This window comes from Rhizobium sp. WSM1274, assembly GCF_025200775.1.
Taxonomy (GTDB): domain Bacteria; phylum Pseudomonadota; class Alphaproteobacteria; order Rhizobiales; family Rhizobiaceae; genus Rhizobium; species Rhizobium leguminosarum_I.
Map to the genome: position 1 here is coordinate 4,100,001 of NZ_CP104138.1, position 21,324 is coordinate 4,121,324.

Consider the following 21,324-nt stretch of genomic DNA (forward strand, 5'->3'; position numbering starts at 1 on the left):
CAACGAAAATGGCGGCCGAAGCCGCCATTTCTCATTCATCCGGCAAACCGGCTTACGCCGCTTCGCTCACCGTCTGTCTCGTCCTGAACTGCAGCCGGTCCGAACCGCTCGTCACCGTGACCGTCGATCCATCCGGCACCTGGCCGGACAGAATCTGCTCGGCCAGCGGATCCTGCACGAACTTCTGGATCACCCGCTTCAGCGGCCTTGCGCCGTAGACCGGATCGTAACCCTTGTTTGCCAGCCAGTGGCGGGCTTCCTCGTCGAGATCGATGACGATCTTGCGCTCGGACAGCAGAGCCACCAGCCGCTTCAGCTGGATATCGACGATCGCGCCCATCTCCTCGCGCTTCAGGCGATGGAACAGAATGATCTCGTCGATGCGGTTCAGGAATTCCGGCCGGAAATGCCCGCGCACGACCTCCATCACCTGCTCGCGAACCGTGTCACTGTCGTCGCCGTCCCTCAGCTGCGTCAGATATTCGGCGCCGAGGTTCGAGGTCATGATGATCATCGTGTTGCGGAAATCGACCGTCCGGCCTTGGCCGTCCGTCAGGCGTCCGTCGTCCAGCACCTGCAGCAGGATGTTGAAGACGTCGGGATGCGCCTTTTCGATCTCGTCGAACAGCACGACCTGATAGGGCCTGCGGCGCACGGCTTCCGTCAGCGCTCCGCCTTCGTCATAACCGACATAACCCGGAGGCGCACCGATCAGCCGGGCAACGGAGTGCTTCTCCATATATTCCGACATGTCCATGCGCACCATCGCCGTTTCGTCGTCGAAGAGGAAGCGGGCGAGTGCCTTGGTGAGCTCCGTCTTGCCAACCCCGGTCGGGCCGAGGAAAATGAACGAGCCGATCGGCCGGTTCGGATCCTGCAGGCCGGCACGGGCGCGGCGGACGGCGCGTGACACGGCCTGAACCGCATCGCCTTGACCGATCACCGATTTCGCCAGCTCATCTTCCATCCGAAGCAGCTTGTCGCGCTCGCCCTCCAGCATCCTGTCGACCGGAATACCGGTCCAGCGCGAAACGACATGGGCGATATTGTCCGGGCTCACCACCTCCTGCACCATCGCGCCTCGGTCGCCATCCTGCTTCTCGGCATCGACGAGCTGCTTTTCGAGATCCGGAATGACGCCGTAGGTCAGCTCGCCGGCACGCTGGAATTCACCTTTGCGCTGGGCGATCGCCAGTTCGTTGCGGGCATCGTCGAGCTGCCTCTTGAGATCGGCGGCTAGGCCGAGTTTCTGCTTTTCCGCCTGCCAGCGAGCCGTTAGCGCATCGGCCTGTTCCTCAAGATCGGTCACTTCGGTTTCCAGCCGCTTCAGACGGTCGGCGGACGCGACGTCCGTTTCCTTTTTCAGCGCTTCGCGCTCGATCTTCAGCTGCATGATCCGGCGATCGAGTTCGTCGAGTTCTTCCGGTTTGGAATCCACCTGCATGCGCAACCGCGCCGCCGCCTCGTCCATCAGGTCGATGGCCTTGTCGGGCAGGAAACGGTCGGTGATATAGCGGTTGGAAAGTGTCGCCGCGGCCACCAGCGCCGCATCGGCGATGCGCACTTTGTGATGCTGCTCGTATTTTTCCTTCAGGCCGCGCAAGATCGAGATCGTGTCTTCGACCGTCGGTTCATCGACGACGACGGGCTGGAAACGGCGGGCCAGGGCCGGATCCTTCTCGACATGTTTGCGATACTCGTCGAGCGTGGTGGCGCCGACGCAATGCAGCTCACCGCGGGCAAGAGCGGGCTTCAGGAGGTTGGAGGCATCCATCGCCCCATCCGCCTTGCCGGCCCCGACCAGGGTATGCATCTCATCGATGAACAGGATGATCTCGCCGCTTTCCGCCTGGACTTCATTGAGCACGGCCTTCAGCCGTTCCTCGAATTCGCCGCGGTATTTCGCACCGGCGATCAGCGCGCCCATGTCGAGCGCCATCAGCTTCTTATCCTTGAGCGATTCCGGCACGTCACCGTTGACGATGCGTAGCGCCAGGCCCTCGACGATCGCCGTCTTACCGACGCCGGGTTCGCCGATCAGGACAGGATTGTTCTTGGTGCGGCGCGAAAGCACCTGGATGGTGCGGCGGATTTCGTCGTCGCGGCCGATCACCGGGTCGAGCTTGCCCTCGCGGGCCTCGGCGGTGAGATCGCGTGCGAACTTCTTCAGCGAGTCAAAACCCTGCTCGGCATTGGAGGAATCGGCCGTCCGGCCTTTGCGGATATCGTTGATGACCTGGTTGAGGCCCTGGGCCGTCACGCCGGCATTCTTCAGCGTCGAAAAGGTCGAGGCAGAGGATTCGATCGCCAGCGCCTGCAGCAGGCGCTCGACGGTAACGAAGCTGTCGCCGGCCTTCTTCGCCGCTTCTTCGGCGGTCGAAAGCACCTTGGCGAGCGGCTGTGCCAGATAGATGTTGCCGTTGCCGCCGGAGATCTTCGGCAACTTGGCGAGAGCCGCGTCATTGGCTAGGCGGGCGGCCTTGGCATCGCCGCCGGCGCGTTCGATCAGCGACGCCGCCATGCCCTGATCATCGTCGAGCAGGACCTTCAGCACATGTTCGGGTGTGAATTGCTGGTGACCTTGCGCCAGCGCATAGGTCTGGGCGGACTGGATGAAACCACGCACCCGCTCCGAATATTTCTCGATATTCATATTCTACCTCCATGGATCGCCCTGCCCTGACGAGGCGCAGACCGATGATTGAGATCGACCCCCTGAAAAGGCAGGCCGCGCGTGACCCGTAATGGATTCGGGCGAAGCAGTTCGAGGAGAATATGGTAGCCTGTTCTGCAAGTTTAAAGAGCCCGTAAAATGAAAATCCCCGGCACAAGGCCGGGGATTTTCAAGGCAATTCGAGCTGATGGCATGAGCGTCACGTTCTCCCCTGAAGGGAAAGCGAAATCCTCATTCCGATGCGACGTCAGCCAGCACTGGCGCCTCGGCAGAGGCACCCTCGCCTTCAGCGGCTGCTTCTTCGCCCTCAGCGCCGCGACGCGGGCGACGGGGACGGCTGCCGGTGCTGCGGCGGCGGGGCTGGCGTTCGCGCGGCTGGCCGCCGGCGCCTTCCTCGTCCATCGCGACTTCGGCCGGAATGCCTTCGATCTCCGGCTGCGGGCCGGTTCCATCGTTGATCTCAGATTGGGGTGCAGGCGCCTGAGCGGCTACCGGCTTCGGCTGTGCCTGCGGCTGGTGTTGTCTGCTCTGCTGCGGCTGGTGTGGCCTGCTCTGCGGCGGCTGGGCAATAACGACATCGTCGCCGTCATTGTCATTCTCATTGTTGTCCATATCGTCGCCGTCGCGGTCCGCACCGTCGCGATCATTGTACTCGCCGCGGTCGTCGCGCTGGAAGCGTTCCTGCATCTGCGCCTGGGCGCTGGCAATGATGCGATTATAATGTTCGGCGTGCTGGAGATAGTTCTCGGCAATCACGCGGTCGCCGGAGCTTTGGGCATCGCGGGCGAGCTGTGCGTATTTTTCGGCGATATGCTGCGCAGTACCGCGAATCTTCACATCGGGGCCGGAACTGTCATAGGTCCGGGTTAGCGGGTTGCCGCCCTTGCGGTTGAAATTGTTGTTATTGTTATTTCCACCGCCGCCACCGCCGCCGTTATTATTGTTACCACGCCCTCGACCGCGCTTGTTCTGCTGTCCTGGCCTCATCGATCGTTCACCTGAATTCTCTGTTTGTGATGGATACATGGCACCAACCGCCATGACCGGAAAACCGGGTCAGGACCTTTGTGCCGCGAGCATACTGCGCCTTTGCGCCGACCTGCCGCTTGGTTCTCAAGTCAGTTTGACTGATTCACGCATTGGGTCGTGTTCAACCGTTGAAACTCTCGTTTAAAAGAGCGGACCCCCGAGGCAAACCAAGTACCGAACGAATCTCGTTCATTCCCATCTGCCCAACACGTGACCGCAACCTATATTGCTTCACCGGGAAATCCAAGCCTTTTCTTCGCAATAACAATAATGTCTCGTCCAATGCCGCATTATCGTCTTTCACGCGAGCGCGAACACGAGCACCCTGTCGTTCTGACCATAATCTTTCACGGATTTGAGGCACCTGAAGCCTTTCGCTTCAAAGATCGCCGTCACGTCGTTTCGCTGATCGTAGCCGATCTCCAGTCCGACGACCCCATCGGGCCTGATGAACCTTGCCGCATCCTTAGCTATGGCTTTGTAAGCGTCAAGCCCATCCGGGCCGCCATCCAGAGCCGTAGCCGGATCAAATTTGGTCACTTCGGGAGCGAGATCGTGAATGACATTGGAAGCAATATAGGGCGGATTTGAGACAATCGCGTGAAAGGATCCCTGGATGTCCTCGAACCAATTCGACTGTACGGCCTCAAAACGATCCTGCAACCCGTTTCTTTCTGCATTCGATCTTGCCGTTAAAAGTGCATCCGCCGATATGTCGCTGCCGACACCTGACGCATCAGGACATTCGCTCAAAAGCGCAAGGCATATCGCCCCGGTCCCGGTTCCCATGTCAAGGATATGGAGACGGCGTTGCGCCTTTGCAAGGTCTTTGAGGTAGACGAGAACCGTATCGACCAGAATTTCCGTATCCGGCCGCGGTTCCAACGTTTCGGCCGAGAGCCGAAGCGGCAGGCCATAGAATTCCCGTTCGCCGAGAATGCGATGCACCGGCTCATGACCAAGCCGCCGCTCCAGCGCTCTGAAAATCACTTCTGCCTGCTCGGCAGAAAGCCTCTCGGCCGATCGCGTCAACAGCTCGGTCGGCGACAGTTTCAGAAGGCCCGCGACAAGCAGCCGCGCATCGGTCGCCGCATCGACGATACCTGCTTCGGTGAAGCGGCGGCGCGCATCGGCAAGCATATCGGCGACCGTTGAGCTCACTGTTGCTCGCCGAGCTGCGCCAGCTGGCTGGCCTGGTAATCGGCCATCAGCGCGTCGACGACCTCCTCGATCTCGCCTTCCATCATCCGGTCGAGCTTATAGAGCGTTAGGTTGATGCGATGGTCCGTTACCCGTCCCTGCGGGAAATTATAGGTGCGGATACGTTCCGAGCGGTCGCCCGAGCCGACCTGGCTCTTGCGATCGGCAGAACGCTCGCTGTCGGCCCTCTGCCGCTCGGCATCGTAAAGCCTGGAGCGCAGTACCTGCATCGCCTTGGCGCGATTTTGGTGTTGCGATTTTTCCGAGCTGGTGACGACGATGCCGCTCGGCAGGTGGGTAATGCGCACCGCCGAGTCCGTCGTATTGACGTGCTGGCCGCCCGCACCCGAAGAGCGCATCGTGTCGATGCGGATATCCTCAGCCCGGATCTCGATGTCGATTTCCTCGGCCTCCGGCAGCACAGCAACCGTTGCGGCCGACGTATGGATGCGCCCGCCCGCCTCGGTTTCCGGCACACGCTGCACGCGGTGCACGCCGGATTCGAATTTCAGCTTGGCGAAGACGCCCCTGCCGGTGATCGTCGCGATGATTTCCTTATAGCCTCCGGCTTCGCCCTCGCTCGCCGAGAGCACCTCCACCTTCCAGCCCTTTTCCGCCGCAAAGCGCTCGTACATGCGAAAGAGATCGCCGGCGAAAAGGGCGGCTTCCGAACCGCCCGTGCCGGCGCGGATTTCGAGGATCGCGCTCTTTTCGTCGGCTGCGTCCTTCGGCAGAAGCAGGATCTGCATCTCCTGCCCGAGCGACTCGATCTGCTCCTTCACCTCGGGCAGCTCGAGTTCGGCCAGTTCGCGCATCTCGCGGTCCACCGACCTGTCCTCGAGCAGCGTTTCGAGGTCGGCGAGCTCGGCGACGGCCTTCTCATAGGCGCGGATTTTCGTCACGACTGGCTGCAGCTCCGAATATTCGGATGCGAGCTTCACATAGACATCGGCAGCCGGGCCAGCGGACATGCGCGCTTCGATTTCGCCGAAACGGCGTTCCAGCTCGCGCATCTTTTCAACGGGAAGCTTCGCCACCCTTCACTCCGATTCTTCTTAATCTCTGTCTAAAGGGGAATATTGTGGCTCTCGGCGAAGCGGGCAAGCACCTCGCGCATCGGCATCAAGGCGTGGTGATCGTCCAGCACCTCATCCATCGCCTTCGTCAGCGCCCCGACATCGAGCCCGAGCAGCATCGCCTTCACCGGTCCGATCGAGGCCGGCGACATCGAGATCGAGCGGAAACCAATGCCGAGCAGCGCCATCGCCGAGATCGGTTTGCTGGCGAGCTCGCCGCAGAGCGTCACCGGTGTCTTGTTCCGGTCCGCCCCGCGCACGATATCGCGCAGGATGCGCAAGAACGGCTTGCCGAGCGGATCAAAGCGGTCCGAGACCCGCGCATTGCCGCGATCGACCGCCATCGAGAACTGGAAGAGATCGTTCGAACCGACCGAGACGAAATCGACCGCCTCCATCAGTTCGTCGAGCTGCCAAAGCAGTGCAGGGACCTCCAGCATTGCTCCGAATTGCAGCTTGCGCGGCAGCCCGTGGCCAAAACGCGACAGATGCTGCACTTCCTTCTGCAAGAGCTCGCGCACCATCTTCAGCTCGGAAACCTCGGTGACCATTGGCACCATCAGCTTCAACTCGGTGTCGGCCGATGCCTTCAGCAGGGCGCGCAACTGGGTGCGCAACAGTCCCGGCCGGTCGAGCGACAACCGGATGGCGCGCCAGCCGAGTGCCGGATTTTCTTCCTCATGGCCGCGGAAATACGGCACCACTTTGTCGCCGCCGATGTCGAGCGTACGGAAGGTTACGGTACGGCCCGCCGCCTGCTTTATCACATTACGATAGAATTGCTCCTGCTCCTCCGCCTTCGGCATGGTGGAGGCGATCATGAACTGCAGTTCGGTCCGGAACAGGCCGATGCCCTCGGCGCCTGATTCCGAAAGCTGCGGCAGGTCGACCAGCAGGCCGGCATTCATCATCAGCGCGATCCGCTGCCCATCCTTGGTCACCGGCTCGACGGCGCGCAGCGCCCGGAACTGCTCCTGCCGCCTGGCGCGGAAGCGGACCTTTTCCTCGTAGGAGCGCCGGTGATCGGCCATCGGCCGCAGATGCACATGTCCCTCGTCGGCGTCGATGATCACGGCATCGCCGTTCTCGGCGAGCGCCACCACGCCCGCTGCCTGGCCGATGACCGGAATACCCATGGCGCGCGCGACGATCACCACGTGGCTCGTCACTGCTCCTTCTTCCAGCACCAGCCCACGGACATTGGAACGCGGATAATCGAGCAGTTCGGCTGCTCCCATCGCGCGCGCCAGGATGATTGCGTCGCTGGGGAAACCTTCGGCGGTCGTCCGGCCGGTATAACCGGTCAACTGTCTGAGCAGACGGTTCGCCAGATCCTCGAAATCATGCATGCGTTCGCGCAGATATGGGTCGGTCAACCGCATCATTCGCGCCTTGGTGTCGCTCTGCACCTTCTCGACCGCCGCTTCCGCCGTCAGGCCGTTGCGGATCGCCTCCTCGAGCTTGCGCACCCAGCCCTGGTCATGGGCGAACATGCGATAGGTTTCGAGCACCTCGCGGTGTTCGCCCTCCATCGAGACATCGCGACGCGACAGCATGTCGTCGATCGAAATCCTGAGCGAGCCCATGGCTTCGGCCAGCCGCCGGATTTCCTTCTCGGCATCCTCGTTCAGCAGGTTGGTGACAACGATGCGCGGCTCGTGCAGCACGACGTAACCGAGGCCGATGCCGTCATTGTAAGTGTCGCCATCCACCGTCACCGAACGCGTCAGGTCGAGTTCGAGGCCCGGCTTGGTGATCTTCTTGAGCTCGCCGGTGGCGATCATCTCTGCAAGCACCATCGCCGTCGTCTCGAGCGCTTCAACCTCTTCCTCGCGATAGTTGCGGCTCGCCTTGTTCTGCACGACGAGAACGCCGAGCGAGCGCCCCGTCCTGAGGATCGGCACGCCGAGGAAGGAATGGTAGATTTCTTCGCCCGTTTCCGGCAGGTAGCGGAAGGCAGGGTGCGACTGCGCGTCGGAAAGGTTGAGCGGCTGGGCTGAGGCCGCGATGGTGCCGACAAGGCCTTGCCCCATCTTCAGTTGCGCCAAGTGCACGGCCTCACGGTTGAGGCCTTCTGTCGCATAGAGTTCGAGGACGCCGTCGGCGCGCAGCACATAGACGGAGCAAACCTCCGCCACCATGTTGCCGGCGATCTGGCGGACGATCCGGTCAAGCCGCTCCTGCGGCTCCAGCGGCTCCGCCATTAACTCGCGCAACCGCCTGAGCAGCACGCGCGGACCGCCGGAAAGGTCTCTCATGGCGTCTCAAGCTCCCGAAACAACGCACTCAGTCCCGGCGGGCCGGCCCTCGTCTCCTCAACCTGAAGGGGCAGGGCGCCCGCTGGGAATCAATTCTTATCCAGACCGTAGCAGGAATGCAAAGTCCTGACAGCGAGTTCTGCATAGGGACCGTCGATCAGGATGGAAATCTTGATCTCGGAGGTGGTGATCGCCTTGATGTTGATGCCTTTTTCGGCAAGTGCACGAAATGCGGTAGCAGCAACGCCCGCATGGCTGCGCATGCCGATGCCGATGACCGATACTTTCACCAGCCCCGATTCGTTTTGCACGACATCGTAGCCGATCTTCTCCTTATGGTCGCCGAGCACCTTGATCGCCTTCTCGACGTCGCCTGATGGTACGGTGAAGGTCATGTCGGTCTTCGATCCGTCCTCGGAAATATTCTGGACGATCATGTCGACATTGATATGGGATTCGGCGAGCGGCCCGAAGATCGCCGCGGAAACGCCCGGCCGGTCGGCAAGACGGCGTAGCGAGATCTGAGCCTCATCCTTGGCATAGGCGATGCCGGTGACTACTTCCTGTTCCACGATTTCATCCTCGTCACAAATCAGCGTTCCGGGCGGGTTCAACAGATCGCCCATGCCCGGAGCATCGGGATCTTCGAATGACGAGCGCACGAAGGTGCGCACCTTGTGTACCATGGCAAGCTCGACCGAGCGCACCTGCAGTACCTTGGCGCCGAGCGAGGCCATTTCCAGCATTTCCTCGAAGGCGATCTTCTTCAGCCTGCGCGCCTTCGGCACGATGCGCGGGTCGGTCGTGTAGACGCCGTCGACATCAGTATAGATATCGCAGCGGTCCGCCTTGACAGCTGCCGCGATGGCGACGGCCGAGGTGTCCGATCCGCCGCGCCCCAGCGTCGCGATACGGTTGTCGGGTCCCAACCCCTGGAAGCCGGAGATGACGGCGACCTGCCCCTCGCCCATCCGCTTGACGATGTCGGAGCCGTCGATCTCCATGATCCGTGCCGCGCCATGCGCGTTGTCGGTGCGGATCGGGATCTGCCATCCCTGCCAGGAACGGGCATTGATATCCATCGCCTGCAATGCAATGGCCAGCAGCCCGGAGGTCACCTGCTCGCCGGATGCGACCACCGCATCATATTCCCGCGCATCGTAAAACGGGGAACTGGCGCCGATCACCTTCGGCGTGCCCTGGACCCAGCCGACCAGTTCATTGGTCTTGCCGGACATGGCCGAGACGACCACCGCCACCTCGTGCCCGGCATCGACTTCGCGTTTTACGTGGCGGGCAACGTTCTTGATGCGGTCCAGGTCAGCGACGGACGTGCCGCCGAATTTCATTACGATGCGTGCCATATGCCTCTACCACGACTGGCGCCGGGAAAGCGGAAAACCGGACCCGGCATCACGAAAGCTCTGGGGCAGACCGCTTGGCCCAAGAGCCGGATTCCCAACTTCCGGAACCGCTCTAAAGCCCAGGTCCCCAAAGGCCCCAAGTTGCGGCGTCTCATAGCGAGTTTGGCGGGGGGAGGCAAGCGCACGCGATAAAAGCGATTGGCGAGCGGATCCGCGCTCGCCAATCCCCTGATCCGCGCCCTTGACTTATGCCACCGATCGTCCGACTTCACATGTCACGAATGAAGGAGTGGACGATGACGGAAACCGCCAGAAGCACGATTGACCAGGGCGAGGTGGACCGCTTTTCGGCGATGGCGGCGGAATGGTGGAGCCCGACCGGCAAGTTCAAACCACTGCACAAATTCAATCCCGTCCGGCTCGCCTATATAAGAGACAAGGTCTGCGAGAATTTCGGCCATGATCCGAAAAGCCCGCGCCCGCTCGAGGGTCTGCGCGTGCTCGATATCGGATGCGGCGGCGGCCTGTTGTCCGAACCTGTCGCTCGCATGGGCGCCTCCGTCGTCGGCGCCGATCCGTCCGAGAAGAATATCGGCATCGCCTCCACCCATGCCGCAGCCTCCGGCGTTTCGGTCGACTATCGCGCCGTCACCGCCGAGGAGCTTGCGGATGCTGGCGAGACCTTCGATATCGTCTTGAACATGGAAGTTGTCGAGCACGTCGCCGATGTCGAATTCTTCATGACCACCTGCGCGAAAATGGTCCGCCCCGGCGGCCTGATCTTCGTTGCCACCATCAACCGCACGATGAAGGCGGCAGCGCTTGCCATCTTCGCCGCCGAGAATATTCTGCGCTGGCTGCCGCGCGGCACCCATCAGTATGAAAAGCTGGTGCGCCCGGAAGAACTGGAAAAGCCGCTGGCGGCAAGCGGCCTTGAGATCACCGACCGGACCGGCGTCTTCTTCAATCCGCTGTCGAACCAGTGGAACCTGTCCAAGGATATGGACGTCAATTATATGCTGCTGGCGAAGCGGCCGGCATAATTCCCGCCGTCAATAAGCCGGCTGCACTTTCAGCAGAACGAGATGCAGGCCGAAATTGTAGGCGGCCAGACGCCCGGACTGGATGTCAGTTCACGTCCTCCGGCAATACCGGAATGGCCGCGATCTCGATGCCCTCTTCCAGGAGCGCCTGCGCCTCGTCGACCGTCGCCTGGCCGATGATGCCGCGGGCATCCGCCTCGCCATAATGGATCTTGCGGGCTTCCTCGGGAAACTGCGTGCCGACGTCCTCTGAATTGGCCTTGACCGCCGCAACGGCCTCCTTGAGTTTTTGCAGGGCCTCGCGGCGCATGGCATCCATCGCCAGCGTCTGCCTCTCGTCCTTCCCGCGCGCAGTCGACACCGAAGGCGCCATCAACAGCTTGGAAATGGCGGCGGAATGACAGACCGGGCAGGTCAGGAAACCGGTTTTGACCTGACGGTCGAAATCGGCGCTTTCCGAAAACCAGCCTTCGAATTCATGGGCATTGTCACAAGTGAGGGAATAGCGGATCAAGCGGCGACGCCTCCGGCGATTGCCCCCGCAATCCTCTCGACCGAGAATTCCCGCCCATTCTTCAGGTTCGGGATCTTGTCATGCGCAGCCTTGACCGCGCCGGGATCGATCTCGGCGACGATGACCGCCTCGCCGGCGGCGCCGGCCGACGCCAGCACCGTGCCCCAGGGATCGATGATCATCGAATGGCCGAAAGTCTCGCGCCCGTCCTCGTGCCGGCCGGCCTGCGCAGCGGCGATGACGAAGACCCCGTTCTCGATCGCGCGTGCCCTGAGCAGGATCTCCCAATGCGCCTCGCCGGTCTGCTTGGTGAAGGCGGCGGGAACCGTCATCACTTCAGCGCCGGCCATGGCCTGGGCGCGGAAGAGTGCAGGGAAACGCACGTCGTAGCAGATCGCGAAGCCCATTTCCGCAAAGGGCAGCGACAGGACGCGGGCCTCCGAGCCGGCTGTATAAGCAGCACTTTCACGCCAGCTCTCGCCATTGTCGAGGTCGACGTCGAACATATGGATCTTGTCGTAGCGATTGAGAATCCTGCCGTCGGGACCGAACAGGAAACCGCGATTGGCGATCTTGCCGTCGGCAAGGGCGATCGCCGTCGAACCGACATGCATGTGGATGCCGAATTCCGCAGCGAGCTCAGAGCCGGTCTTGACGATGATGTCATGCGCCTCGTCGGCAAGCACGGCGCGTGCCGCCGTACGATCGCGCTGCAGCATTCCGGTCATCTCGGGCGTCTGTACATAAGTCGCGCCCTGGCCAGCGGCCTCGCGCACCAGCTGCGCCATGGCCGCCGCATTCCTCACCGGATCGACCCCGGAGCACATCTGGACGGCGGCGGCCTTGAAGCTCATCGGCTCTTCCTCAAGCTGCCAGCATCGGATCGAGCCTGCCGGCCCGATCGAGTGCAAAGAGATCGTCGCAACCGCCGACATGGTCGACGCCGATGAATATCTGCGGAAAGGTCGTACGCCCGTTCGACTTGCCGATCATCTCCTGGCGAAGATCCGGCGAAAAGGTCGCATCGTGCTCGACATATTCGACGCCCTTTTCTTCGAGAAGGGACTTGGCGCGGCTGCAATAGCCGCAAAACTGCCGTGTATAGATGGTGACGGGTACCATAATCTCTCCAGACCGACGTCGGGTATTTCTGTCATATAGGCTCGGAGAGAGCCCTTGCAAAGGTCAAAACCGTGATCTCAGCGGCACCCGCCTTGCGCAGTGTCCGGCTTGCCGCAGCGACCGTCGCCCCTGTTGTATAGACGTCGTCGACAAGGACGATGCGTTTGCCGAAAATGTCGTTTTCGCAACCCTTGGCGATCGCAAAAGCGCCCCTGACATTGTCTTCGCGCGCCTTGGCGCCAAGGCCGACCTGCTGGCTGGTGCGCTTGACGCGAATAAGCGTGGCTGCAAGCAGCGGCTTGCCCGAGAGCTTTGACATGTGGCGGGCAAGCTCTGCTGCCTGGTTGAACTTGCGCGCCAGCATACGGGTGCGATGCAGCGGCACTGGGATCAGCGCATCGCAGCTTTCGACCCTCCCATCGGAGGCGCGCAGCATCCAGGCGGCCATCATCGGCGCCAGATCGGTGCGATCACGATATTTCAGCCCATGGACGAGATCACGGACCGCATGATCGTGGGTCGCAGCCGACCGTAGCCGGTCGAAGGGCGGCGGGTTGGCGATCGCCTCGGCGCTGAGGATCCCGGCGCCGAGATCGTGCGAGAAGGGAATGCCGAGCACCTCGCAATAGGGCCGTTCGATGAAGCGGATACCGGACCAACATCTCGCACAGAGGCCGCGATGGCCGCCGGTCGAAATACCGCAGACGGAACAGGCGGGCGGATAAAAGAAATCGGCAAGCGCCGAAAACGGCCGCAAGAGATGCGTCCGCAAGAATTCTGCCGGTCTTTTCAATTCGATTGGCTCCATGCCCGAGAGACTAGCGCGTTCTCCACGAAAGGAAAATCGTCTTGCCGCAAAGGCGGCGCGGGACTAAGGACATCGCCATGGAAACGATCTTCGACAGAGCCCTGATCGCCGCACATCGCCATCGCGCGCTTGTAAACAACGACCCGAAAGCCGCCTTCCTGCTCGACATTGCCGCTGAGGAAATGGCCGAGAGGCTTACGGTGGTCGAGCGGACTTTCGAGACCGCCGTCGAACTGCATGGCGCAACCGGTGCTGCCGCCCGTGCCGCGCTAGCGACGGGCAAAATCGGCACGATGATCCGCATCGAAAGCGAGAAGGCCTATGCCGGACGGGGCGAAACCTTGATCGAGGCGCCGCTGGAGGCGGTGCCGCTCGAACCGCAATCGGCCAATCTTATCCTTGCGCCGCTCAGCCTGCATCTGACCAACGATACGCCGGGTGTCTTCATCCAGATCCGCCGCGCCCTGAAGCCGGACGGCCTGTTCATGGCCGCGATCCCCGGCGCCGGCACGCTGCAGGAACTGCGCGACGTGCTGCTGGCCGCCGAGGTCGAGATGACAGGCGGTGCAAGCCCGCGTGTCATTCCCTTCGCCGATGTGCGCGACGTCGGCAGCCTCATGCAGCGCGCCGGCTTCACGTTGCCGGTGATCGACGCTGAGAACTATACGGTGCGATATGATTCGCTCTTTGCGCTGATGCGGGATCTGAGAGCGATGGGCATGAGCAATCCACTTGCAGCCCGCGCCCGGATGCCCCTGACGCGCGCCTTCTTCCTGCGCGCAGCGGAGATCTACGCCGAACGTTATTCCGATCCCGATGGACGTATCCGCGCCACCTTTTCGATCATCTATGTCTCGGGATGGTCTGCCCACGAGAGCCAGCAAAAGCCGCTCAGGCCAGGTTCGGCCAAGGCGCGCCTTGCCGATGCACTGAAGGTAGACGAGCACAAGCTCAAGCAGTAGCGGGCGGCAGCGTCTTCAATTCGCGGGCAGATTGTTGCCGATCACGTTAAACACGCCTTGCAAGGCGCCGGTGAAGGCTCCGAGACCGGAGATGAGCGCGCCACAAATGAGGGCGGCGATCAAGCCATACTCGATTGCCGTCGCACCTCTGTTATCAGCAAGAAATGCTTTCAAAATACGCATTATTACGCGACCCTCTGAGCGAAATCGACTGCAAACGACCAATTCCACGACTATCGGGCGACGGCCGGCATTCTTCAGCAACCGCCGACACCATAGCCCTGGACGACGCAGACCGACCCGGGCGTCTCCTGAAGAACGCTGCGGCGGATCGTGTAACGCTTGCCGCTTTCACTCTTCGGGATTGATCCCGTCGTGATCGTATCGAAATCGGCCGGCGCGCTGGCAAAGACGCTTTTCTTCGAGGAATCCGCAAGCATCGGCGTCAGAATGAGCGTCAGCGCGACCACCGCCGTGCCGAACAGAAGGGCGATATTCAGCGCACCCGTCCTGCGCGAGACAGACGAAGCCCGTTCCTTTTCCCGGACAGCTTTCCAGAAATCATCGTCCATGACGTCAAGCCTTTTTATACACGCACGCCAGATGCTTGATTGAGGCCGATCTTTGGCAGAAGGTGTTAAACGATCCATTAATATCCACAGCCGAAAACGGTGTGGCACAATAATAATCAGATAACGCTAAAGTAAATCCTGCAACATCGGGATGAGCGGCTCGTCGGCCGGCGGCATCGGGTAATCGCGCAGCGCCTGCGGACGCACCCATTTCAGCGCCTGGCCCTCCCGGCCCCGGGGAATGCCCTCATAGCGCCGGCAGATATAAAGCGGCATCAAAAGATGGAAGGTCTCGTAAGAATCGCTGGCAAAGGTAAGCGGCGCAAGGCAGGCGATCTTGGTGATGATGCCGAGCTCTTCCTCGAGCTCGCGCACGAGCGTTTCCTCCGGCGTCTCGCCGGGCTCGACCTTGCCGCCGGGAAACTCCCAGAGCCCGGCAAGCGACTTTCCCTCGGGACGCTGCGCCAACAGGATACGCCCATCGGCATCGATCAGCGCACAGGCGGCGACCAGCAATATCTTCCGGCCTGCCTCGCTCATCGCGGCTCCTTTTGCCAATAGCAATAATGATAGGCGTCGCGAAAACCGAGGCGCTCATAGAGTGCCATAGCCGGGCGGTTGGACAGCTTCACCTGCAGCCAGGCCGAACGGGCGCTGCGCATGCGCGCCCAGCGTAGCGCCGAGGTCAGGATTTCGGTGCCAAGCCCCTCGCGCCGCCGCGTCTCGGAGACCGAAAGCGACATGATGCCGGCAAGGTCATTGTCCTGGACGCAGAGAACGGTCGCAAGCGGACCGTCCGTCGCATTCTCGATCATGAACAGGCCGGATGGCGGCTTGATCGCCGAAATGATCTCGGCAAGCGCCGGCTTCAGCCTCAGTGGCGCCTGGTCGACGGCAAGATTGGCGTCGACGAACCGGCCGACGTCATGGGTCGGCAGGTGATCGAGCGTATCCGGCAGCTCCGCCTCGGCAAGGTCGCAGGTCATCACCACCGTCTCATCGAAGCGCGTCCAGTTCTGCGTGCGCAGAAGTTCGATCAGCACTGGCGAGGCAAGCGGCGTCTGGCGGACCACGGCAGCGCGTCCATAGGCCTCGAACTTCCGGCGCGCTTTTTCGAGGCGGATTTCGACGTCGCGATGATCCGAAGGATCGAGCGGCACGATCGAATTCAGCCGGTTGGACGGGTGACCGGCCGTCAGCCGCACCTGCCAGCTGCCGTCATATTGCACGGATGCCGCCGGCCAGGCGCGGAAGCCGACGGCCTCCAGCCTGCGGACCAGCGGCAGATTGTGTAGGGAAATGGATGCCTGCGCCAATGAACGATCAGCTCCGATAGTCGCCATTGATCGCAACATATTCCTTGGTGAGGTCGCAGGTCCAGACCGTTGCAGTGCCGGCGCCGAGTCCGATATCGACTTTGACGGGGATATCCTGCGCCTTCATGACGTCCGAGGCCGCCTCCTCGGAATAATCGGGGTCACGCTCGCCATTGACGGCGACTCTGATGTCGCCGAACCAGATGGCAAGCCGGTCGCGGTCTGCCATCTCGCCGGACTTGCCGACGGCCATGACGATACGGCCCCAATTGGCGTCCTCGCCGGCGGCCGCCGTCTTCACCAGCGGCGAATTGGCGATCGACAGCGCGATACGCTTGGCGGCGGCATCGCTCTCTGCGCCCGTCACGGTGATTTCGAGCATCTTGGTGGCGCCCTCGCCGTCCCGCACCACCTGCAGCGACAGATCCTTCAGCACTTCGTTGAGTGCGGCTCGGAAGGCGGCAAGGCGCGGGTCGTCGGCGCGGTCGATGCGGACCTGGCCGTCCTCGGCTGCGGCACCCGTTGCAAACAGCATCAGTGTGTCGGAGGTGGAGGTGTCGCTGTCGACGGTCATGGAATTGAAGGTCGGGCCGACGCCGTCGGACAGCAGCGCCTGCAGCGCGGCAGGCGCGATGTCGGCATCGGTGACGACGAAGGAGAGCATGGTCGCCATATCAGGCGCGATCATGCCGGCGCCCTTGGCGATGCCATTGATCGTCACGGCCACGCCGCCGATCTCGGCGCTGCGGGTCGAAACCTTCGGATAGGTGTCGGTCGTCATGATCGCCTTGGCGGCCTCTAACCAGAAATCGCCGGTCGCTTCGACCTGCATCCGTTCCAGAACGCCTGAAAATTTGGTGGCATCGAGCGGTTCGCCAATGACGCCGGTCGAGGCCAGATAGACCTCGTTCTCGGCACAGCCGACGGCAGCGGCAGCCGACTTCGCCGTCAGCGCGGTCGCCTGGCGACCCTTCAGGCCGGTGAAAGCATTGGCATTGCCTGAGTTGACGACGACGACCCGGGCGCTGCCATGGGGGAGGTTGGCGCGGCAGAAATCGACCGGCGCCGACGGGCACTTGGAGCGGGTAAAAACGCCCGCGACGGTCGCCGGCTTGTCGAAGACCATCATCAGCACGTCGGTACGGTTCTTGTACTTGATGCCGGCGGAAGCCGTCGCCATGCGCACGCCGCGCAGCGGTGGCATCGAGACGAAGGATTTCGGAGCGAGCGGAGAGACGGAACCGGACATGATGAGACCTGCCAATGAGCATTTCCAGGCGAAATGGAAAACCGGTTCGCCGTCCGGAAATGCGACAACCACGATAATGAAGGGCCCGGAAGAACCGGGCCCTAGGCGATTATTATTGCTGCTGCGGCGCCGGCGCGACGGGCTCGCTGCCCGGCTCCGGCTGCTTGTTGGCTTGGTCGTAACCCTTGCGCAGCGTCTCGTCCGTGATCTCGATCTTGGACGAGGCCTTCGCCTGGTTCAGAAGCGCAAGATACTTGTCGCGCATGACGAGCTGACGAACCTGATCCTGCACCTGATCGAAGGGCGGCGGCGGCGCATCGCGCTTATCTTCGACCTTGATGACGTGAAAGCCGAAATCGGTCTTAACAGGCGTCTTTGAATAGGTGCCTTTCTCAAGCACGAAGGCTGCGTCTTCGAATTCCTTGACCATGCGGCCGCGCGAGAAATAACCGAGGTCGCCGCCTTCCGACTTGTTCGGATCGGTGGACTTTTCCTTGGCGAGTTCGGCGAAATCCTTGCCGGCGTCGAGCTGCTTGATGATGTCCTTGGCTTCGTCCTCGGTCTTGACGAGGATATGACGGGCGTGGACTTCCTCCTGCTTCGGCAAGGCGGCGACTTCCTTGTCGTAACGGGCCTTGACTTCGTCAGGCGTTACGATGTCGACAACATGCTTCTTGAAATAGGCATTGTGAAGCTCGCGATCGGTGAGATACTGCATGCGCTTCTTGAATTCGTCGGTCTGATCGAGCTTCTCGGCCGCAGCGTCAGCGGCGAGCAGCTTCACGTCGATGGCGGCGGAAAGGGCTGCGACCTTCTTCTGGTCATCGGGAAGCTGCGCCAGCTGCGGGTCGAGATTGGCGACGGCGAGGTCGAGTTCCGACTGGTGGATCTCCAGGGCGCCGACCGTGGCGATGACGGCGTCATCGGCATAGGCCGGGGCCTGGAGCGCAACGAAAGTTGCAAACGCCAGAACGGCAAGTTTGTTGGTGCTCAACATGAAATACCCTTCACAGTTACATTGCCGGTTTCAGCATCCCCTGAATCCAGCCCAAAATAGCCATCAACACCGGATTGTGGCCTTTCTGTATCCGCCAAATCCGTTGACATCATTCGACCCCCCTCTTATCTGTCACGCAACCTCGCGTCCAGAACAGTTTCCGGGCGTTTTAAGGCGCGCGCCTGATTTTCGGCTGGGCCGCGAACAAGAAACGCCGGGGATGAATATTGAGAAAGGGCCAGTCATATGGTCAGCTTTGGCGGTATAGCCCGCAAGTTATTTGGGTCTTCCAACGACCGCCGCGTGCGGTCCTTCCAGCCGAACGTCATTGCCATCAACTCTATCGAAGAGAAGACGAAGGCCCTGACGGACGAGCAGCTCGCGGCAAAGACCGTGGAGTTTCGCGCGTTGCTCGCCGAGGGCAAGACGCTCGACGACATTCTGATCCCGGCCTTTGCTGTCGTGCGCGAAGCCTCGCGCCGCGTCCTCGGCCTGCGACCTTTTGACGTACAGCTGGTCGGCGGCATGATCCTGCATTCGAATGCGATCGCCGAGATGAAGACCGGCGAAGGCAAGACCCTCGTCGCCACCCTGCCGGTCTATCTGAACGCGCTTTCCGGCAAGGGCGTGCACGTCGTCACCGTCAACGATTACCTCGCCCAGCGCGATGCCGCCAACATGGGCCGCGTCTACGGCTTCCTCGGCATGACCACCGGCGTCATCGTCCACGGCCTTTCCGACGAGGAACGCCACGCGGCTTATGCCTGCGACATCACCTACGCCACCAACAACGAACTCGGCTTCGATTATCTGCGCGATAACATGAAGTACGAGAAGAACCAGATGGTCCAGCGCGGCCACAACTTCGCGATCGTCGACGAAGTGGACTCGATCCTCGTCGACGAGGCGCGCACGCCGCTGATCATCTCCGGTCCGCTCGACGACCGCTCCGAACTCTATAATACGATCGACGCCTTCATTCCGATGCTGGCGCCGAGCGATTACGAGATCGACGAAAAGCAGCGCTCGGCCAACTTCTCCGAAGAGGGCACCGAGAAGCTGGAAAACCTGCTCCGCCAGGCCGGCCTCTTGAAGGGCAACGCGCTCTACGACATTGAGAACGTTGCCATCGTCCACCACATCAACAATGCGCTGAAAGCACACAAGCTCTTCCAGCGCGACAAGGACTATATCGTCCGCAACGACGAAGTGGTCATCATCGACGAGTTCACCGGCCGTATGATGCCGGGCCGCCGCTATTCGGAAGGCCAGCACCAGGCGCTCGAAGCCAAGGAGAAGGTACAGATCCAGCCGGAAAACCAGACGCTGGCCTCGATCACCTTCCAGAATTACTTCCGCATGTACGACAAGCTCGCCGGCATGACCGGCACGGCGCAGACGGAAGCGGAAGAATTCGCCAACATCTACAATCTCGATGTCATCGAGGTCCCGACCAACCTGCCGATCAAGCGCCTCGACGAGGACGACGAGGTCTACCGGACCTTCGACGAGAAGTTCAAGGCAATCATCGAGGAGATCCTCGACGCCCACAAGCGTGGCCAACCGGTGCTGGTCGGCACCACCTCGATCGAGAAATCGGAACTGCTCGCCGAACGCCTGCGCAAGCAGGGCTTCGACGACTTCAAGGTGCTGAACGCCCGCTACCACGAGCAGGAAGCCTATATCGTCGCCCAGGCCGGCGTGCCGGGTGCCATCACCATCGCCACCAACATGGCCGGCCGCGGCACCGACATCCAGCTCGGCGGCAACCTCGACATGCGCATCGAGCGCGAACTTGGCGAAGTCGAAGCCGGTCCGGAGCGTGACGCCCGGATCCAGGCGATCATCGAGGAGATCAAAGAGCTTAAGCAGAAGGCGCTCGAAGCCGGCGGTCTCTACGTCATCGCTACCGAACGCCATGAAAGCCGCCGCATCGACAACCAGCTCCGCGGCCGCTCCGGCCGTCAGGGCGACCCCGGCCGCTCGAAGTTCTACCTCTCGCTTCAGGACGACCTGATGCGCATCTTCGGCTCCGACCGCATGGACAGCATGCTGACCAAGCTCGGCCTCAAGGAGGGCGAGGCGATCGTCCATCCCTGGATCAACAAGGCCCTGGAGCGCGCCCAGAAGAAGGTCGAAGCTCGCAACTTCGATATCCGCAAGAACCTGTTGAAGTATGATGACGTTCTCAACGATCAGCGCAAGGTGATCTTCGAGCAGCGCCTCGAACTGATGGAATCGACCAACATATCCGAGACCGTTTCCGACATGCGCCGCGAGGTGATAGAGGACATGGTCGACAAGCATATCCCCGAGCGCGCCTATGCCGAACAATGGGATGCTGTCGGCCTGAAGACCGGCGCTTTGAACATCCTCAATCTCGACCTGCCGGTCGAGGACTGGGTGAAGGAAGAAGGCATCGGCGAGGACGATATCCGCGAGCGCCTGACGGAAGCCGCCAACGCGGCCTTCACGGAAAAGGCCGAGCGTTTCGGCGACGACATCATGCATTATGTCGAACGCTCGATCGTCATGCAGACGCTTGATCATCTTTGGCGCGAGCACATCGTCAACCTCGACCATCTGCGCTCCGTTATCGGCTTCCGCGGCTATGCTCAGCGCGATCCGCTACAGGAATACAAGTCGGAGGCCTTCGAGCTGTTCACCGCGCTGCTCAACAATCTGCGCGAGGCCGTCACTGCCCAGTTGATGCGCGTCGAACTGGTGCAGCAGGCGCCTGCCGAGCCTGAACCGCCGCTGATGCAGGCCCATCATCTGGATCCGACGACCGGCGAGGACGATTTCGCCCCGGCGATCTACCAGGCATCGGAAGTCATTGTTTCTCCTGAAAACCGCAACCCGGATGATCCCGCCACCTGGGGCAAGGTCGGCCGCAACGAGACCTGCCCCTGCGGCTCCGGCAAGAAATACAAGCATTGCCACGGCGCCTTCGAGCAGGTCTGAGGCAAGTCCGCAAAGATCCGCGAAAATGCCGCCTTCGGGCGGCATTTTCTTTTCTGCGGCAACGCCGGAAAACCGGAATTCAGCATTGGACGGCAGCCCAATCCGGAACCGTTTCTTAACCCTGTCCTGTCAAGACTTCGGGGGCGATTTGCCTGACCTCAGAGTTTTGCGTGTTC

19 protein-coding genes are annotated in these 21,324 nt (G+C 61.6%); 3 read left to right on the forward strand and 16 right to left on the reverse strand.

The window, feature by feature from the left end; genetic code table 11:
* Positions 1–52: 52 nt before the first annotated feature.
* The 6 genes from clpB to N2600_RS20305 all read right to left on the reverse strand — a co-directional run bounded on the left by clpB (position 53) and on the right by N2600_RS20305 (position 9,601).
* Positions 53–2,653: an ATP-dependent chaperone ClpB gene (gene clpB / locus N2600_RS20280; RefSeq protein WP_017966398.1), complete on the reverse strand. Its 2,601-nt coding sequence runs from the start codon at positions 2,651–2,653 to the stop codon at positions 53–55.
* Between the two features lie 252 nt (positions 2,654–2,905).
* The gene (locus N2600_RS20285) at positions 2,906–3,661 is read right to left on the reverse strand and encodes a DUF4167 domain-containing protein (protein WP_260297234.1); all 756 of its coding nucleotides are present in this window, start codon (positions 3,659–3,661) and stop codon (positions 2,906–2,908) included.
* 342 nt (positions 3,662–4,003) lie between these two features.
* Positions 4,004–4,864: a peptide chain release factor N(5)-glutamine methyltransferase gene (gene prmC / locus N2600_RS20290; RefSeq protein WP_170257030.1), complete on the reverse strand. Its 861-nt coding sequence runs from the start codon at positions 4,862–4,864 to the stop codon at positions 4,004–4,006.
* Entirely contained in the window at positions 4,861–5,940 is a 1,080-nt protein-coding gene (gene prfA, locus N2600_RS20295; protein ID WP_222386983.1) for a peptide chain release factor 1, read from the reverse strand. The genes prmC and prfA overlap by 4 nt, the downstream gene beginning before the upstream one ends.
* Positions 5,941–5,969: 29 nt before the next feature.
* Positions 5,970–8,237 carry a phosphoenolpyruvate--protein phosphotransferase gene (ptsP, locus tag N2600_RS20300; protein WP_017966394.1) on the reverse strand — a complete coding sequence of 756 codons (2,268 nt, stop codon included), beginning with the start codon at positions 8,235–8,237 and terminating at the stop codon, positions 5,970–5,972.
* Positions 8,238–8,326: 89 nt separating this feature from the next.
* Complete coding sequence (locus N2600_RS20305; protein WP_222386984.1) at positions 8,327–9,601, reverse strand: aspartate kinase; 1,275 nt, start codon at positions 9,599–9,601, stop codon at positions 8,327–8,329.
* Between the two features lie 296 nt (positions 9,602–9,897).
* On the opposite strand from N2600_RS20305, the gene ubiG reads away from it, so the two are divergent.
* Positions 9,898–10,644 carry a bifunctional 2-polyprenyl-6-hydroxyphenol methylase/3-demethylubiquinol 3-O-methyltransferase UbiG gene (ubiG, locus tag N2600_RS20310; RefSeq protein ID WP_017966393.1) on the forward strand — a complete coding sequence of 249 codons (747 nt, stop codon included), beginning with the start codon at positions 9,898–9,900 and terminating at the stop codon, positions 10,642–10,644.
* A gap of 85 nt (positions 10,645–10,729) precedes the next feature.
* Here the strand turns inward: ubiG and N2600_RS20315 are convergent, their stop codons facing one another.
* From N2600_RS20315 to N2600_RS20330, 4 genes are read right to left on the reverse strand one after another with little or no spacing between them, the layout of a single operon-like run.
* Entirely contained in the window at positions 10,730–11,158 is a 429-nt protein-coding gene (locus tag N2600_RS20315; protein ID WP_017966392.1) for a DUF1178 family protein, read from the reverse strand.
* Positions 11,155–12,012, reverse strand: coding sequence for a carbon-nitrogen hydrolase family protein (locus N2600_RS20320; RefSeq protein ID WP_162116764.1), 858 nt, complete (start codon positions 12,010–12,012; stop codon positions 11,155–11,157). Before N2600_RS20320 ends, N2600_RS20315 begins: the two co-directional genes overlap by 4 nt.
* A 10-nt stretch (positions 12,013–12,022) precedes the next feature.
* A complete protein-coding gene (gene grxC / locus N2600_RS20325; RefSeq protein WP_222386985.1) occupies positions 12,023–12,280 on the reverse strand; it encodes a glutaredoxin 3 in 258 nt (85 codons plus the stop codon).
* A 31-nt stretch (positions 12,281–12,311) separates the two neighbouring features.
* Positions 12,312–13,088, reverse strand: a complete 777-nt coding sequence (locus N2600_RS20330; RefSeq protein WP_260297235.1) for a ComF family protein — start codon at positions 13,086–13,088, stop codon at positions 12,312–12,314.
* 77 nt (positions 13,089–13,165) lie between these two features.
* Here N2600_RS20330 and N2600_RS20335 point away from each other — a divergent pair, with 77 nt between their 5' ends.
* Positions 13,166–14,050, forward strand: a complete 885-nt coding sequence (locus tag N2600_RS20335) for a class I SAM-dependent methyltransferase (protein ID WP_260297236.1) — start codon at positions 13,166–13,168, stop codon at positions 14,048–14,050.
* A gap of 15 nt (positions 14,051–14,065) precedes the next feature.
* Here the strand turns inward: N2600_RS20335 and N2600_RS20340 are convergent, their stop codons facing one another.
* The 6 genes from N2600_RS20340 to N2600_RS20365 all read right to left on the reverse strand — a co-directional run bounded on the left by N2600_RS20340 (position 14,066) and on the right by N2600_RS20365 (position 18,184).
* Positions 14,066–14,233, reverse strand: coding sequence for a Flp family type IVb pilin (locus N2600_RS20340; protein WP_017966387.1), 168 nt, complete (start codon positions 14,231–14,233; stop codon positions 14,066–14,068).
* Positions 14,234–14,307: 74 nt separating this feature from the next.
* Positions 14,308–14,622, reverse strand: coding sequence for a hypothetical protein (locus N2600_RS20345; protein ID WP_260297239.1), 315 nt, complete (start codon positions 14,620–14,622; stop codon positions 14,308–14,310).
* 126 nt (positions 14,623–14,748) lie between these two features.
* Positions 14,749–15,162, reverse strand: coding sequence for an 8-oxo-dGTP diphosphatase MutT (gene mutT, locus N2600_RS20350; RefSeq protein ID WP_260297240.1), 414 nt, complete (start codon positions 15,160–15,162; stop codon positions 14,749–14,751).
* Entirely contained in the window at positions 15,159–15,965 is an 807-nt protein-coding gene (locus N2600_RS20355) for a GNAT family N-acetyltransferase (protein ID WP_260297241.1), read from the reverse strand. The genes mutT and N2600_RS20355 overlap by 4 nt, the downstream gene beginning before the upstream one ends.
* The gene (gene argJ, locus N2600_RS20360) at positions 15,946–17,187 is read right to left on the reverse strand and encodes a bifunctional glutamate N-acetyltransferase/amino-acid acetyltransferase ArgJ (protein ID WP_260109561.1); all 1,242 of its coding nucleotides are present in this window, start codon (positions 17,185–17,187) and stop codon (positions 15,946–15,948) included. The genes N2600_RS20355 and argJ overlap by 20 nt, the downstream gene beginning before the upstream one ends.
* Positions 17,188–17,299: 112 nt before the next feature.
* Positions 17,300–18,184: a peptidylprolyl isomerase gene (locus N2600_RS20365; protein ID WP_170257038.1), complete on the reverse strand. Its 885-nt coding sequence runs from the start codon at positions 18,182–18,184 to the stop codon at positions 17,300–17,302.
* A 246-nt stretch (positions 18,185–18,430) separates the two neighbouring features.
* Here N2600_RS20365 and secA point away from each other — a divergent pair, with 246 nt between their 5' ends.
* Positions 18,431–21,148 carry a preprotein translocase subunit SecA gene (gene secA, locus N2600_RS20370; protein ID WP_260297242.1) on the forward strand — a complete coding sequence of 906 codons (2,718 nt, stop codon included), beginning with the start codon at positions 18,431–18,433 and terminating at the stop codon, positions 21,146–21,148.
* Positions 21,149–21,324 lie beyond the last annotated feature (176 nt).